This is a genomic window from Microcoleus sp. LEGE 07076, assembly GCF_015207455.1.
Lineage (GTDB): Bacteria > Cyanobacteriota > Cyanobacteriia > Cyanobacteriales > Microcoleaceae > Microcoleus.
Window position 1 is genome coordinate 1 of the sequence record NZ_JADEWV010000141.1, and the last position, 16,071, is coordinate 16,071.

General features: G+C 51.2%; 14 protein-coding genes, 1 tRNA gene and 1 pseudogene. 8 read left to right on the forward strand and 8 right to left on the reverse strand.

Annotated features, from left to right (window positions below):
* The coding region (hemB, locus tag IQ270_RS20775; RefSeq protein WP_228056552.1) for a porphobilinogen synthase at positions 1–937 on the forward strand (937 nt) is incomplete at its 5' end.
* An 817-nt stretch (positions 938–1,754) separates the two neighbouring features.
* The gene (locus IQ270_RS20780; protein ID WP_193975113.1) at positions 1,755–2,243 is read left to right on the forward strand and encodes a GNAT family N-acetyltransferase; all 489 of its coding nucleotides are present in this window, start codon (positions 1,755–1,757) and stop codon (positions 2,241–2,243) included.
* Between the two features lie 305 nt (positions 2,244–2,548).
* Here the strand turns inward: IQ270_RS20780 and IQ270_RS20785 are convergent, their stop codons facing one another.
* From IQ270_RS20785 to IQ270_RS20810, 6 genes are all read right to left on the reverse strand, one after another.
* A complete protein-coding gene (locus IQ270_RS20785; RefSeq protein ID WP_193975125.1) occupies positions 2,549–3,472 on the reverse strand; it encodes a sensor histidine kinase KdpD in 924 nt (307 codons plus the stop codon).
* 33 nt (positions 3,473–3,505) lie between these two features.
* Positions 3,506–4,099: an L-threonylcarbamoyladenylate synthase gene (locus IQ270_RS20790; RefSeq protein WP_193975114.1), complete on the reverse strand. Its 594-nt coding sequence runs from the start codon at positions 4,097–4,099 to the stop codon at positions 3,506–3,508.
* Between the two features lie 174 nt (positions 4,100–4,273).
* The gene (locus tag IQ270_RS20795) at positions 4,274–5,290 is read right to left on the reverse strand and encodes a HemK/PrmC family methyltransferase (RefSeq protein WP_193975115.1); all 1,017 of its coding nucleotides are present in this window, start codon (positions 5,288–5,290) and stop codon (positions 4,274–4,276) included.
* Positions 5,291–5,587: 297 nt separating this feature from the next.
* Positions 5,588–6,415: a Tic22 family protein gene (locus IQ270_RS20800; RefSeq protein ID WP_193975116.1), complete on the reverse strand. Its 828-nt coding sequence runs from the start codon at positions 6,413–6,415 to the stop codon at positions 5,588–5,590.
* A gap of 152 nt (positions 6,416–6,567) precedes the next feature.
* A tRNA-Pro gene (locus tag IQ270_RS20805) sits at positions 6,568–6,641 on the reverse strand.
* A gap of 257 nt (positions 6,642–6,898) precedes the next feature.
* Positions 6,899–7,450 (reverse strand): GNAT family N-acetyltransferase, encoded by a 552-nt coding sequence (locus tag IQ270_RS20810; protein ID WP_193975126.1) that lies wholly within the window; start codon positions 7,448–7,450, stop codon positions 6,899–6,901.
* A gap of 513 nt (positions 7,451–7,963) precedes the next feature.
* On the opposite strand from IQ270_RS20810, the gene IQ270_RS20815 reads away from it, so the two are divergent.
* From IQ270_RS20815 to hrcA, 3 genes are all read left to right on the forward strand, one after another.
* A complete protein-coding gene (locus tag IQ270_RS20815; RefSeq protein ID WP_193975117.1) occupies positions 7,964–8,689 on the forward strand; it encodes a hypothetical protein in 726 nt (241 codons plus the stop codon).
* An 88-nt stretch (positions 8,690–8,777) separates the two neighbouring features.
* On the forward strand, positions 8,778–9,638 hold the full coding sequence (locus tag IQ270_RS20820) for an alpha/beta fold hydrolase (RefSeq protein ID WP_193975118.1): 861 nt from the start codon (positions 8,778–8,780) through the stop codon (positions 9,636–9,638).
* Between the two features lie 276 nt (positions 9,639–9,914).
* Positions 9,915–11,012 carry a heat-inducible transcriptional repressor HrcA gene (hrcA, locus tag IQ270_RS20825; RefSeq protein ID WP_193975119.1) on the forward strand — a complete coding sequence of 366 codons (1,098 nt, stop codon included), beginning with the start codon at positions 9,915–9,917 and terminating at the stop codon, positions 11,010–11,012.
* Positions 11,013–11,138: 126 nt separating this feature from the next.
* Here the strand turns inward: hrcA and IQ270_RS20830 are convergent, their stop codons facing one another.
* The gene (locus tag IQ270_RS20830; protein WP_193975120.1) at positions 11,139–11,465 is read right to left on the reverse strand and encodes a hypothetical protein; all 327 of its coding nucleotides are present in this window, start codon (positions 11,463–11,465) and stop codon (positions 11,139–11,141) included.
* A gap of 222 nt (positions 11,466–11,687) precedes the next feature.
* On the opposite strand from IQ270_RS20830, the gene metG reads away from it, so the two are divergent.
* The 3 genes and pseudogenes from metG to IQ270_RS20845 all read left to right on the forward strand — a co-directional run bounded on the left by metG (position 11,688) and on the right by IQ270_RS20845 (position 15,020).
* Entirely contained in the window at positions 11,688–13,295 is a 1,608-nt protein-coding gene (gene metG, locus IQ270_RS20835) for a methionine--tRNA ligase (protein WP_193975121.1), read from the forward strand.
* A gap of 92 nt (positions 13,296–13,387) precedes the next feature.
* Positions 13,388–13,834, forward strand: a pseudogene (locus IQ270_RS32385) (NYN domain-containing protein); the annotation flags it as partial.
* Positions 13,835–14,366: 532 nt separating this feature from the next.
* Entirely contained in the window at positions 14,367–15,020 is a 654-nt protein-coding gene (locus tag IQ270_RS20845; protein WP_193975123.1) for a sulfotransferase family protein, read from the forward strand.
* Here the strand turns inward: IQ270_RS20845 and IQ270_RS20850 are convergent.
* Positions 15,017–16,071 (reverse strand): hypothetical protein (locus tag IQ270_RS20850; protein WP_228056553.1); only part of this gene is annotated, 1,055 nt, incomplete at its 5' end. The two genes, IQ270_RS20845 and IQ270_RS20850, sit on opposite strands and share 4 nt — an antisense overlap.

The following is a 16,071-nucleotide window of genomic DNA, read 5'->3' on the forward strand; positions in this document are numbered from 1 at the left end:
CCGCCGGATGGTACGCGAAAATATCTTGACAACCAGCGATTTAATTTACCCTCTATTTGCCGTACCGGGGGAAGCCGTTGCCAAAGAAGTTACATCAATGCCCGGAGTTTACCAGCTATCGGTAGACAAAATCGTAGAAGAAGCAAAAGAAGTTTACGACCTCGGCATTCCCGCGATTATTTTATTCGGGATTCCAGCAGATAAAGACACAGAGGCCACAGGTGCTTGGCACGACTGCGGTATCGTCCAAAAAGCGACGGAAGCAGTTAAAAAAGCTGTACCGGATTTAATCGTCATGGTCGATACTTGTCTGTGCGAATATACCAGTCACGGTCACTGTGGCTATTTGGAAGTCGGAGATTTAAGCGGCCGCGTTTTGAACGATCCGACACTAGAATTGCTGAAAAAAACCGCCGTTGCTCAAGCTAGAGCCGGTGCAGATATTATTGCACCTTCGGGAATGATGGACGGTTTTGTTGGAGCAATTCGCGAAGGATTGGACAGTGCCGGATTTGAAGATATTCCTATCATGTCTTACGCGGCAAAATATGCCTCAGCTTATTATGGCCCGTTCCGGGATGCGGCTGATTCTGCTCCGCAATTTGGCGATCGGCGCACCTACCAAATGGATCCGGGAAACGGTCGCGAAGCTCTCAAAGAAATTGCTCTCGACATTGCCGAAGGTGCGGATATGCTGATGGTTAAACCGGCTTTAGCATATATGGACATCATCTGGCGCGTCAAGGAAGCAACTAACCTGCCAGTTGCTGCTTACAACGTCTCTGGAGAATACGCGATGGTGAAAGCCGCCGCCCTCAACGGTTGGATAGATGAAGAAAGAGTGGTGATGGAAACCTTGACAGGATTCAAGCGTGCTGGTACTGATTTGATTTTGACTTATCACGCCAAAGATGCGGCGCGCTGGCTGCAAAACTGAGCGGCTCGTGATGTCGCAGTTTGAGATCCGAATACCGGGCGGTTGAAACCAGGTTTATACTTGCCCTCCACTCTAGGAAAGCGGGTTGAAGACAAGGAGGTACAAATTACCCGATCTTCTGGCGTGGATATGCAGGCGAGTTGACTTTGCTTGTCGAGAAGCGGTTTCAACCGCCGTCGGAGCTTGAAAATTTTGAGTCAAAGACTTTTTCACAAATTTTACACAAATAGTATTAATAATCACCGAAATTAGTTAGAGAATATGTGTGAATAACAATAGTTTTGTAAATCGGGAATTCAATCATCGATCGTTCCCCAGCAAAATCAACAAGGCAGTGTAATACCAATTATTTGAGACTGTTGGTAAATCAACTGGTAAATCAACAATGGGTTTCACCCATCACCTCCTAAAAATGGTGATTCTAGACTCAATGTCTAATTGAGCGTATAGCTGTTAACTACTAATGGCGAACGCAAAAAAGCTGTGGCACATTTAAATTGCATATTCAGGGCGGGCGGGACACCCCACAATAGTTATTGTTTTTTACATAAAATTGAAATGCCGCAACAGCTTAGTGAATTACACAGATGAGGGGTTTTACCCCCCCTATGAATTCGCCAACAGTCTCTTTTTTATGAAGCTGCATAAAATTCCGCTCCCCCCGGCGCCCTCGTATGAAGGGACAAGAGTCTACTCTTTCGTCCTCCCTTCCGACGGAGGATGCGAGGGGGTTCGGAATATGTGCAATCACCCATTAAATTGGTATAAGACACTAAAAGTAACAGAGTTTAGATAAAACTTGTAAGGGACATTGAGCATGACATCAACGAGTAGGGATTTTAGTCAGATTCAATTTTGCATAGATCGCGATCGCGCCGACATCGTAAAGATCCAAGAACTGTTTAAAGCCGCCGCTTTTTGGGCGAGGGAACGCAAGATAGAAGATTGGGCAATTGCGATCGCCAACAGCGAACCAGTGGTTACAGTTTGGGAAGACTCGCGGGCGATCGGCTTTGCCAGGGCCACATCAGACGGCATCTATCGAGCCACCATCTGGGATGTCGCCATTCACCCAGATTACCAAGGTGCAGGACTCGGCCGCAAATTAGTCCAAACCGTCTTGAGTCACCCTCGGATGTGCCGAGTAGAGCGAGTTTACCTGATGACAACTTACAAACAAAGCTTCTACGAGCGCATCGGTTTTCAGCGCAACGCCAGCACCACAATGGTACTTGAAAATCAGCTTCTCGACGAGAGCGTCGAATTAGAAATTAGCAAGGGCGAATTGCTAACTGCCAATTGTTAAACAAGCACAAAACTTGCACCAAAATCTCTAAATAGTATGGCGTGCAATGCACATCATGCTATTTACAAATAATTTAGGATCGAAAACTTAATAACTTAAACACCTCCTACAGTCCTCTCTCCTGTAAGTTGCAAGATCGAAGGAGCAAGAGGAGGCAGAGCCTCGCCTATCTGCATTACCAGGCAGAGCCTGGTAACGAGCAAATGCCGCAACAGCTTACTGACTACTGATTAATAATTAATCACTACTGACTAATAACTAATAACTAATGACTAATGACTAATGACTAATGACTTCTTCTTTCTTCACAACCTTGCCAAAGGAATAGAACACTGAGTCCGGTTAAAATTGGACTCTTCAGACTCAGAAGGCACAGCTAGAACCTCCAACTTTCCATTCATCAAAGTTAGCAGAGTCTGATTCATCAATAACTTCATGCCTGAAGACACCTTAGAATTATTGCTGCTCTTAGTAGCATCCGACTCCAAATCGTGCTTCAGCAAATCCCAAGACTCGCTCCAAGCACTAACTGAACGCTGATCGTCCACCCAAATGTGTACGCATCCAGATTCCGGGGAACAATGTGCAGAAACACAAATGCTCCCCTCCTCCATCTGAGCAATAGCAGTATCTATCAAATTGACTAAAACTTGCCTAAACCTTGGCAAATCTGCCAATACATAAATCCCCTGGTCTGGCGGCACTATTTCCAAACGAATGCTACGATTAGCAGCTTGCAAATAAGTTAAATCATCAACTTCGTCAAAAACCTTAGCTAACTGAATCGGCTCAATGTCCATCTTGTCAGTGCCGTGTTCAGTTTTGGCAACAGAGATAATTTCATCTATCAATTTCACCAGATTCAGTGCTGCAACGTGAGCTTGTTCGACAAACTCTCGTTCCTCAGCAGGATCGTCGCACAAATCCGAGAGAATTAATTGCAGCGTACCAATCATGGTGCTCAGGGGCGATCGCAACTCGTGAGAAGTTCGAGCCAAAAACCCCCCTTTAAATTGACTCATCTCCGATGCCATCTGATAAGCCAATTGAGTTTGCTTAAGTTGCTCGCAAAGGGCATCAAACTCCTCTAACTGAATTTCTTGAGGAGTTGGCTCATGGGGCGCAGCTACCGGCGGCGGCGCGCTTTTTTGCCTTCGGCGCCACAGCGAACTACTTCCCAAACCCAGTCCTAGCCCCATCCCTACATATATCAAGTCGCTCCAGCCCATCAGCGCCATATTGTCTTGCCTTGGAGTTAGCTCTTAGCATTCTAACTTTACCGCGCCTTGTCGCAAGATTTCCCAATCGGTGCCGTTCCATTTAGCGACAGTAGAAGGCAAACTCGAAGCTGTTGCTGCTGTTGCTAATTCCGAAGCCTGCAATGTCAGCGCTTGGGGAAATTGAGCCTCTATTTGTGCGATCGACTCCAGAGGTGGCTGGCCCGATAAATTGGCACTGGTAGTAGCCAAAGGCCCTGTCCGCTCTAGAATCTGGAGGGCTAAGGGAAAGTTAGGCACTCGTAGCCCTATTGTACTCGGGTCGATCGGGTTCATGGCGGCAGGCACTTTTTCCGAAGCTGGGAGCACCAAAGTCAACGCCCCCGGCCAAAAAGATGCTGCCACTTGCTCCCACACATTTAACTCTGCTGGACTCCCCTGCACGTAAGGCCACAGCGATTGAGCTGATGCTGCCATTAAAATTAGCGGTTTGTCTTGGTTTCGCCGCTTAGCTGCAAAAATCAGGGAAGAGCGATCGGGCCGCGCAGCCAAAGCGGGTACAGTATCGGTGGGAAAGCTGACAATACAATCTCCTGAAATTGCTCCTTGAATCAAGGAGTCGATCGAAACTTGAGCCATGATTCGATTTTAGATTTTAGATTTTAGATTTTAGATTTTGCATAAATTTTTGATGCGAGCCGGTCAACTGCAGATGTCAGGCAGATAGACACAGATTAACGCAGATAATTTCAAGAGAGGAAAGTGTATAAATCGAATCTTGTCTGTTTTAAAATTACAGCATATTTGGGCAATCTAAAGACGATAGGCTAAAGCAAAGCGATCGACTCCTGCTAAATCCCCAAATATTTGAACATCATAATAACTCCCGTGACTTTCGAGCAGATCCGCCACAACCTCAGCCTGTCCGGCCATCATCTCCACCAACCAAACTCCCCCCGATTCTAAATAATCGGGAGCCGTGTTTACCAAATGCCGGATGCACTCTAACCCGTCAAAACCGCCGTCTAAGGCCAGATGAGGTTCGTGCTTCAAAACTTCCGGTTGTAGAGTCAGCACGGTGCTGCTCGGAATGTAAGGCGGGTTAGACACCATGCCGCTAACGCGACCTTTGAGAAATGTTAGCGGTTCCCACCACGAACCTTGATAAAAATTCACTCTCTCCGTAAAGCCCAAATTTTCAGCATTTTGTCGAGCCACAGCCAAAGCTGCCGAACTGCAATCTACTGCATAAACTGTAGCATTTGTCAATTCCGAAGCTAGACCGATCGCGATCGCGCCGCTACCCGTTCCCAAATCCACCCAATGCGATTTTGGATTGTTCTGAGATGTTGCACCATTATCAATTACTTGTTTAGGAACAGGCAATATGCCTGTTCCACAAGAAAATTCATCTGTTGTGGAACGGGCATCTTGCCCGTTCTTGACAATGGTGCAAGATGTGAGATTGATTGAACAACTTTTCACAGCATCCACAGCCAAATCGATCAGCAATTCGGTTTCAGGACGAGGAATTAGCACCGCCGGCGTTACTTTCAGTGAAAAATTGCGCCAATATGCAACTCCCGCTAAATACTGCACAGGAACCTGTTCCTGCAAGCGGCGCTGCCACAATCGATCGAGTTCGGACAATGACAACTTTAATTCAATTTTTGGCAACTGTTTAAACGACTCCAAACGCAGAGCCAATTTATCCAAACCCGCCAGCTCTCGCAGCAGCCAGTCGAGTTCTGAATGGGGAATGTCACAGGATCTCGCCTCAGTCTTAGCTTGATTCACCCACAGCCCCAACTCTAAACCGGAAACAAACATAGGACTTTTTAGTTATTGGTTATTGGTTATTTGTTATTGGTTATTTGTTATTTGTTATTGGTTATTTGTTATTTGTTATTAGTCATTGGTCATTAGTCATTTGGAGTCATTGGTAAATAGTAGGTTGAGTCGAGCAGTCCAACCTACTAACTCAGTCCTGAATGCAAAACCTAATTATATAGGGTTCGAGCCGCACCGCACGTTACCGCTATTATAAGTAGTGCATGAAACGACTTTTTGGGTTCCTGTCTGTAACTAATGACTACTGACTAATGACTACTGACTAATGACTAACAGTTAGCGAGCCGGTCGAGGTTGACTCGGAGCGGGAGCCGATCGAGCAGGAGCCACCTGTGGATTTTGACCGGCACCGGCGGGTTGGAGCGATCGCACAAATTCCAGCGACTCCCGCGACGGAACCAAAATCATTTGGGTCAAAAACTGGTCGTTTTCAGTACGCAAAGCTTCCAAAACGCTCTCCAAGTTAACAACCTCAATCTTAATCGAGGCCGTTACATTGGGCTGCTGCTGCTTAAAACGCTCCACCATTCCCAGCAATTCTTCCTTATTAAAAAACAAGGGAATCACCTCTTGCTGGCCCCGCTGAATTGTCAAATAACCATTTTCCGCGCCCCCTCTAGCCAAAAACAGAGGTACACCGTTAAACTCGTTAACTTGTTGCCCAGTCTGCTGAAGTACAGTTTTAGCCGACTGCACCTGCTGCGGAGCCGGAACAAAAGCAAACTGCACCTCATCCGGCTTGCCTTTATTGGCTTGAGTGAGCTGATAAATTTCCCCCAGGGACACCGGCATCACGCGCACCGATGCCGCCAACTGAGGATTTCTGGTTTTCAGTTGCTCGACAAAGGCTTGAGCATCTTTCTGGCTGATAAAAATTCCGGCCACGGAAGCATTGCCAGTTTGACCCTGACCCTGCTTGGGAACAGAAGCGATCAGGGGTGCACCACTGGCGTCTGTAATCGTAAATACCGGCACCGATCGCAATTTTTCCAAAATTTGTGGCTCAGGAATTGCCAGTGCAGACATCTTGCCAATTGGCTGAGGCCCGAGCACAGCACAGCCGACAATTCCCAATATTGCGCCGAAACGAACTAATGATTTCATGTTTTTTCACCAGAACCGATCCTGAAACACATTAACGCAAAGACTGACGCCTTCACACGATCGGCAAAAACTGCCTCAATTTGTTTACATTTTGACCAAGTGTAAACATCAGAGACTGTTTCTGCTTTGATCTATTATTTAACATTGTGCGATCGGGATGACAGGATTTGAACCTGCGACATCCTGCTCCCAAAGCAGGCGCGCTACCAAGCTGCGCTACATCCCGTTGTGATAGTTAGCTATCAACTAACTATTAATACACAAAACCTCCAGCTTGTCAAGCTTTTTTTTATTTTAGCCTTGGGTGCTGCCCCGAAGTTGTCTTCAGGTTTTGCGGTTTCACAATGCTGGCCGATCGATCTCCACCCCAACGGTGGGGATACACCCTGTCGATCGCTTACTGCAGCGCAGAGGGCGAGGAGATGTTAGCAGCGTCGATCTTGAATAATCTCAACAAATCAACGCCGACCTGCACCTGCCTCGCTAATCTGGATACCAAAACATACCTTTAATCCCCTCAGGATCGGACATAAAGCCCAAATTTCGGTAAAAATCCACCACTTGAGGGTCAGCAAATAAGGTAATGTTGCTGATATCTTCACTGCGGAGTTTTTTAATGATGTATTTCATCAGCGCCTTGCCCATGCCTTTACCCTGGTAGTCAGGATGAACTACCACATCCCAAAGCGTGGCATTAAAAGCATGGTCTGAAGTCGCTCTGGCGAAACCCACCAGCCGTCGCTGGCTGCCCCGCATCTCCCACATAGAGACGACTAAGAAGCTGTGTACAATAGCTTTTTTGACTTTACGCAGGGGACGGCGGGACCAACCCACTGCATTGCAAAGTTCTTCGAGTTCGTAGAGATCGATGTCCCGATCGCAACTAAAAAAGATGCGAGCGTTGCCGCTGGCGGGTTTGCGAAATGTTGGGGAAAGCGGATCGCCTAACCCGACGGCCAGATCTTCCTCAAATTCCGCTGTTTGGGGTACAGAGGCAGACTCAGGACTACTAAATAAGTTTTTCCAAAAACCCATGCAGGCGCGGTTGAGGTAGTAGAAGTTGGACTGCGTGAAAGAAAACCCGATAGACAAACCCACTCCGAGTGGCGTGGGATAAATTACGGGTAGCCTTTTGAGCAACAGTTTACGGTAAACTCATCTTACGCCGAAAGCAGCGATTTGTCGTCTAACATTGAGTCTGAGCTTTTTTTGATTCTAGTCAAGTTTGGTAAAAATGTTCTGCAAGCCTGTGCCCGGACAATCCGCTCTTAAGGTAAAATTTGTTGCCGACTCACGACAGAGGCATTTTGAAAATTGCTTCTTTTAAGTTCCGGCGCTATCGGCGGCACTTATACACTTGGCGGGAAATACCACTGGAATAGCACAACCCTGACATTCTGGTGATACGTTCCCAGACTGATTTGACCCCTGGTTTGAGTTCTGTCGGCGAGATCGCCATTTGAGTCGAATCGTCAAATCGAAAATCCCATTGCCATAAGGCATGGGAGAGCAAATACCTAGTATATCTCCCGCACCTTCCCCTCAATTATGGCTTCGGGTTTAAAACCATCTACACTAGAACTTCTCAAGCGCTTTAACCGAGCGTTTCCGCAGTTTTACGAGCAATTTGTCAGCAGCGAAATCCAACTGCAAAACCTCAAATTAGCTTATCAGCTTTACAAAACTCGGCAAGCAGTCATCGAAATCAGAGCTGAAGGTAATAAAAGTGCCCTGCATTTTGCTTACCGGAACCAATCTTTTCTACTGAGTGATATTTTTGGAGTGTTGGCGGCCTATGGGCTGACGATTCACAGTCTGAGTCTGTACGGTCAAATTTACCCGCCGATGTTGGTATTTATCAAATTGGTAGTATCTCGCGGCGGCAAGGTGCTGGCAGATAAAACAGCAGACAATGTCTGCAGGGCAGTTCGAGAGGCCTTGGCGGGGCATTTTGAGGTTGAAGAAATGTTGGCTGTGGAATTTAATTTAGACGCGGGTTTGGAGGATGTGGCAACTGAATTTTACGTCGATCCGGTTTTCCACTTGCCAGCTTTGCTGATTGAAGCAGATAATCAGCCTGGACTTTTTTACAAAGTTATGTATGCCATCTGGCAAGAGGATTTGTTGGTGGTAAATGCTAATTTGCTGGTTTGGCGGGGGCGAACTCGCCTAATTCTCTACTTGTTGGGGCCCAATGAAAGTTTGATTCCTGAGTATCTGGGGCAGAAAATCGCTGAGGGGGTGCGGCAAAGATTGTTGGGCGAGCGATTTTAGGCGGTTGGCAGCGGGTGGTTGACCGTTGGCAGTTGGTAGTTGGCGATCGGTCTATTCGGGAGCGTTGCTTTCAGGATAGGATAGAACTATGGCAACCATCGACATCCTAGGGGTTCGGCACGCTTGTGATTTGACGGCTCCGACTGCAAATTCTCCGGTTCTGGTATTTGTCCACGGCTGGCTGTTAAGCCGTCGCTACTGGCAACCTTTGACCGATCGCTTGGCACCAAACTATCAGTGCCTGACTTACGATTTGCGCGGCTTTGGCGATTCTCAATGCGACGGCGGCAGCGGGCGAACCGAACCGCTCAATTCCTGCTACACGGCCTCGGCCTACGCTCGCGATTTGGAAATTTTACTCGAAAAACTGGATATTTCTAATGCTTGGCTGGTGGGACACTCTCTCGGCGGTACGATCGCTCTTTGGGCTGCCAGCCAATTTTCCGATCGCGTTAAAGGTGTCGTCTGTATCAATGCAGGCGGCGGCATCTATCTAAAGGAAGAATTCGAGCGTTTTCGATCTGTCGGCAAGCAGCTAGTGAAAATGCGTCCCCGCTGGCTGTGTCGCTTGCCTTTGGCAGATTTCGTGTTTGCCCGGGATTCTGTGGCAAGATCGATCGGCGCATCCTGGGGACGGCAGCGCTTGATAGATTTCGTGGCAGCTCATCCTGACGCAGCTTTGGGGGCTTTGCTGGACTCCACCACAGAAGCGGAAATTCACCTCTTGCCGCAAATCGTATCCCAGCTCAAGCAGCCTGTTTACTTTATTGCCGGCACTAAAGACAAAATTATGGAACCAAAATACGTGCTGCATTTGGCTAGCTTTCACTGGATGTTCCAAGGTTGTGGCGAGAATGTCCTTCAGCTTGATTGTGGCCATTTGGCAATGGTGGAACAGCCGGATGCAGTGGCTAGTTACCTGCAAAATATGCTTCACGAACACGGTTAAAGAGAATTGGGAATTGGCCCGCGCAGGGCCCAGCGAAGCGGAGGGATGGGCTCGCGCAGGGCATGGGCTCGCGCAGGGCATGGGGCATTAGAACTAACCAATAACCAGTAACCAATAACCAGTAACCAATAACCAGTAACCAATAACAACTGCCTTCTTCCTTCGCCTAAATCTGTTATGTTAAATATATAAGTCTGCCCGATCGCCCTGTTGGGACAGACGTTTCGATTAATATAGCGGCTTTCAACTCTAAATTCTAATTCTACTTAAATATCTGTGCGCGTTAACCTCACCGATCGGCAACAACACATCCTTTGGGCAACGGTTCGCCACTACATAGCTACAGCGGAACCCGTTGGCTCAAAAGCTTTGGCTGACGAATTCAACCTCAGCGTCAGCCCAGCTACAATTCGCAATGCTATGGGGACTCTAGAAAAAGCTGGACTGCTCTATCAGCCCCACACTTCCGCCGGACGAGTCCCCTCTGACTCCGGCTACAGAATTTATGTAGACCAGTTGATTCAGCCGTCTGATACCCTAGCCCGCAAGGTGGAACAGGTACTAGACCAGCTCAACTGGTCCGACGGTCGCACGGATGCGGCACTCCGCGGCGCTGCTCAAATCCTGGCAACTATTAGCGGTTACATTGCCATGATCACCATACCCCAAACCAATACGGCTTGCTTGCGCCACTTGCAACTGGTGCAGCTAGAGCCGGGAAAGGTGATGTTGATCGTGGTGACGGATGTTTACGAAACTCATTCGGTGTTGGTGCAGTTGCCACAGCACGCAGATGATAACTTGCCGGATGCCGAAATTGTCGATCGCCAATTGCAGATTTTGTCGAATTTTTTGAACAGCAAGCTGCGGGGACGATCGCTCTCGGAACTCTCGGCTGTAGACTGGAGCGAGTTAGACCGGGATTTTGAACTCTACGCTGAATGGATGGAAACCGTGCTCGCTGCTTTGAGCAGTCGCCAAAGCAATCCCACCTACACGCGGATTCTGATCGGCGGTTTGGCAGAAGCGCTGCGCCTGCCTGAGTTTTCCCAATTGCAGCAAGTTCAAACCCTGGTGCAATTGCTCGAACAAGAGCAGGAACTGCTTTGGCCTTTGATTTTTGAATCGCCTGAGTTGGACAAGCCCGGGAAGCGGGTAACGGTGCGTATTGGCTCGGAAAATTCCTTAGAACCAATTCGTGGCTGTACTCTGATTTCTTCGACTTACCGCCGGGGATCGGTGCCGGTCGGTAGTGTTGGGGTTTTGGGACCGACGCGGATGGTTTACGAAAATGCGATCGCGGTGGTGGAAGCTGCTGCCGATTATTTGTCGGAAGCTATTGGCGGAAATCGAGTTAATTTTCCACAAGGATAAGCTGTGACCGCATTTAAATTTAATTTTTGGGCTGGTTCTCCTGCGATCCCCACTCATAGTTCCTTCAAAAAATAGGTTTTGATACTTAGTAGATGCAGACTAGCTTAATAGCTTGTTAGATGCGCGCTAATTCGATCGCCCCAAGCTACACTCGGCTTGCGGTTTTATTGTCTTTCCCGGAGGCGCTGGCAACATCAAGAAACCAGGGTTTATTGACAAAAAATCTCGGCTTTCAGGTTCTTGCAGGGGCAAAAAACTAAAGCACTCGCGCTTCACGAGAGATTTTTGGCTCAAAAACCCGGTTTCAGCCTCCACGATCGCAAACAGGCAGGAGTTGCGGGCGATCGATCTCTCGATCGTTTCGCACGGGCGCGGCTTGGAGATGGCAAGCGGGGCGATCGGGCCTGCCAGAAATGAATTGAAGATGGGCGATCGACAATTATACCTAGCCACAAGCCAGCAAAATGTCAAAATATTAAGACATTTTAGAGAGTTCGTCAAAAACAACTAAAAAAGATTAGTGTTGATATGAAAGCTATATTTCTTTTGGAAATAGCCCTGGTTAGACAACTGCAAATAACTTGCAGCAAATTTAGCTTGATAGCCAGTCCATAAAAGATTTAAATGCTGAGTTAAGATCGAAACGCAATTTAGGTAATTTTCTTTTAACGTTTAATGAAATCGACCGATAAAACTAAGAATACCTTTGCGATCACAACGCCTCTGTATTATGTAAACGATTTACCTCACGTTGGCAGCGCTTACACGACTATGGCTGCCGATACCCTAGCGAGATTTGAGCGGCTGCGGGGCAAATCTGTGTTGATGATTACCGGGACTGACGAACACGGGCAGAAAATTCAGCGCACGGCAAGCAGTTTGGGACGATCGCCCCAAGCTCACTGCGATTCAGTGGTTCCGGCGTTTGAGGCGCTGTGGGAGCAACTCTCTATCCAGTACGATCGCTTCATCCGCACAACTTCGCGCCGCCACGAGTACATTGTCAAAGAATTTTTCCAGCGCGTCTGGAATTCCGGCGACATCTACTTGAACCAGCAACAAGGCTGGTACTGCGTCTCCTGCGAAGAATTTAAAGAGGAACGGGATTTATTGCCCGGAAAGCGGTGCTCTGTCCACACCAGCAAGGAAGTTGAGTGGCGCGACGAAGAAAACTACTTTTTTCGCCTGTCGCGCTATCAACACCAACTGCTGGCATTGTACGCAGAACGTCCCGACTTCATCGCGCCGGAAAGCCGGCGCAACGAAGTTCTCAGCTTTGTCAACTCCGGGCTGCAAGACTTTTCGATTTCCAGAGTGAATCTCGAATGGGGCCTGCCGATACCGGTTGACTCGAGTCACACCATTTACGTGTGGTTTGACGCTTTGCTGGGATACGTCACAGCCTTGCTAGATCCGGACAGCGACCCGATGTTAGAGAATGCTTTATCTAAATGGTGGCCGATCGACCTGCACTTGATCGGCAAAGATATTCTCCGCTTCCACGCAGTTTACTGGCCGGCAATGTTAATGTCAGCCGGTTTGTCGGTGCCGGGCCGCGTTTTCGCTCACGGTTTTTTGACCAAAGATGGCAAAAAAATGGGTAAATCGGAGGGCAATACTTTAAACCCAGTAGAATTGGTCAATAAATACGGCGCTGATGCAGTGCGTTACTATTTCCTCAAAGAAATTGACTTCGGAGAAGACGGCGATTTTAACGAAACTCGGTTTATCAATACATTGAATGCTGAGCTAGCAAATGATTTGGGAAATTTGCTTAACCGCACGTTAAACATGGCTCGCAAATATTGCGGTGGCTGCGTGCCCAATGTGTCCGGGGAAAACATTTCCAGCGACAACCTGCTTAAGGATATGAGTCTAGATTTGGGCGATCGAGTTGCAGGTTTTTACGAAGAATTGGCTTTTAGCAAGGCTTGCGAAGCTGTGCTTGCATTAGTTCGAGCCGGGAACAAGTTTATTGACGTGCAAGCACCTTGGAGTTTGTACAAGCAAGGAGAACTCGAAAGTGTCGAGCAAGTGCTATATTCTGTTCTGGAATCTGTTAGACTGGCATCTTACCTTTTATCGCCGATTATTCCGAATATCAGCAACGCTATCTATCAGCAGCTCGGTTTTTCGATCGACTTTAACGATCGGGTTGCCGTTAACAGTTTAGCGACTTTTGCAGCTCATGCTGCCTGGGGCGTTTTGCCGGCCAACCAAACTCTGGGGGAAGCGCAACCTGTTTTTAAACGACTAGAACTGCTGGAAACAGTACCTTCATAGTTGGCAGCCAGGGTTCGGGGGTGCTGTGACACATTACGAATTAGCACTTTTTTCCTTAACCAATCTTTCATAAAAATTGAGGCATAACAATCATGTTGAATAGAATAGAAAGCAACGACCTTTTTACGCCGGAACAGGTTCTAGAAAATCGGGGTCGAGTGGCCATTTTTATTGACGGGTCTAACCTTTTTTACGCGGCTTTGCAGTTGGGAATTGAAATTGATTACACTAAACTGCTGTGCCGTTTAACTGCGGGTTCGCGGCTGCTGCGCTCTTTTTTCTACACGGGTGTCGATCGCACAAACGAGAAACAGCAAGGGTTTTTGCTGTGGATGCGCCGCAACGGCTACCGAGTGATTTCTAAGGATTTGGTACAGTTACCAGATGGTTCTAAAAAAGCCAATTTGGATGTAGAAATTGCTGTGGATATGATGGCTTTAGTGGGGTCTTACGACACGGCGGTTTTGGTCAGCGGTGACGGCGATTTGGCCTATGCTGTGGATGCTGTGAGCTATCGCGGCGTGCGGGTGGAGGTGGTGGACGACGCAGGCCAACCCGCGCCACCAGGCCAGCAGGGCGAGGTGCGGATCATCAGCGACCGCGAGGCCGTGGGCTACCTCGACGACCCCAAGGCCACCGCGGCCGCGTTCCGTGACGGGGCGTTCTATCCCGGCGACGTCGGCCGTCTGTCCGCCGACGGTCTGCTGATGGTCGATGGCCGCATGGACGACCGGATGGACCTGGGCGGCATGAAATTCCTGCCCGACCTGCTGGAGGAGGTGGCGCTGGCCTACCCCGGTGTCCGCGACGCGGCGGCCTATGCCGCGCCGGACGCCCAGGGCATGGACACGTGCTGGCTGGCTATCGTGGCGGATTCCGGCCTCGATCGGCAGGGACTGGCCGAGCATGTCGCCGCCCGCCCGGCGATGCCGACGCCCCGCTTCGCGTGGACGGAATCGATCCCGCGCAACGCCATGGGCAAGATCCAGCGGCGGCGACTGCGCGAAGAGACCGTGGCCGCGCTGGGGATCCACCGCTAGGGTTCAGAACAACAAGGGCGGGGGAAGCGGCATGGCGTTGAAGGTGATCGGATCAGGGCTGGGCCGGACGGGCACGCTCTCGACCAAGCTGGCCCTGGAACAGCTGGGCTTCGCGCCCTGCCACCACATGGTCGAGGTGTTCATGAACCCGGCCCAGGTGCAGCTCTTCGTCGACGCGGGGAACGGCAGGCCCGACTGGGACGCCATCTTCGGCGGCTATGACGCCATGGTCGACCATCCGGGCTGCGCCTACTGGCGGGAGCTGGCGGCGCACTATCCCGACGCCAAGGTGCTGCACACCGTCCGCGACCCGGACAAGTGGTTCGACTCCACCCAGGCCACGATCTTCAACCCGGACCGCCCTGCCCCGCCCGAGGGCACGCCGATGCGGGCCTTCTTCGATCAGATCTATGCCTGGTACGGCGGCGACATGCACGACCGGGGCTTCATGACCGACTTCTTCCGACGCCATACCGAGCGCGTCGTCGCCTCGGTCCCGCCCGAGCGCCTTCTGATCTTCGATGTGAAGGAAGGCTGGGCGCCGCTGTGCGCCTTCCTGGGCGTCGACGTCCCCGCCACCCCCTATCCTCGCGAGAACTCCACCCAGGAGTTCCAGGCGCGGGTCGCGTCGGGCGGATCGGCGATCGACACGGAAAAGGTCCGCGCGAACCTCGAGCGCCGCTAGCGCGCCACGCTGGCGCGGGCGCGCTGCAGGTTGCCGCGCCGGCCGCCGGTGGAATCGGCGTCGCTGTCGCTGAGGGTGGCCAGCAGCGCGGCCTTGAGGGCGTTGCCCTTGCGCGCGTCGGTGACCTTCTGGCCCTCGGCGTCGACCACGTAGAAGCAGTCGACCGCGCGCTCGCCGTAGCCGTCGATGTGGGCCGAGGTGATCAACAGGCCGGCGTCCGACAGGGTGCGGGCCAGGCCCGCCAGCAGGCCGGGACGGTCGCGGCCCGAGGCTTCCACCACCGTCGACATTTCCGAGGCCTCGTTGTCCAGCATCACCGCAGGGGTGATGGCGAAGGCGGCGGCCCGGCCCAGATCCTGGCGGCGGCGCTCCCGGATCACCGGCTCGCCGCGGGCGGCGCTGGCCAGGGCCTTGGCCAGCCGGTCCAGGGCGCGGTCGTCGTTGGCGCCGAACGGCGCGCCCGTCACGTCCTGCACATAGAACACGTCCAGCGCCTGACCGCCGCGCGAGGTGAAGACCCGTGCGCCCACCACATTGGCGCCGGCGCCGGTGATGGCCTCGGCCAGGTCCACGAACAGGCGCGGGCGGTCGGCGGCGGCGACGACGACTTCGGAGGCGTTGAGGTCGCGCCGCACGCGCCCTTCGGCGGCGCTGCCGGGACCGCTAGAGGCCGCCAGAGCCAGACGGGCGTGGGTCAGCACCTCGTCGTCGGTGAAGGCCGTGAAGTAGGCGTCCTCCATCGCGTCGCCCCAGGGCTCGGCGCCGGCGTCGGCCTTCGCCAGGCGCACGCGGGCGTCGTAGGCGGCGTTCTCCTGGTAGCGGCGCAGCGCCGCGGCGGCGTCCGAGCCCCGGCCGCCGCGGAACACGGCCTCGGTGGCGCTGTACAGCTCGCGCAGCAGCTGGCCCTTCCAGCCGTTCCAGACCCCCGGGCCCACGGCGCGGATGTCGGCCACGGTCAGCACCAGCAGCAGCTTCAGCCGTTCGGGGCTCTGCACCATCGCAGCGAAATCGGCGATGGTCTTGTAGTCGGTGAGGTCGCGCTTGAACGCGG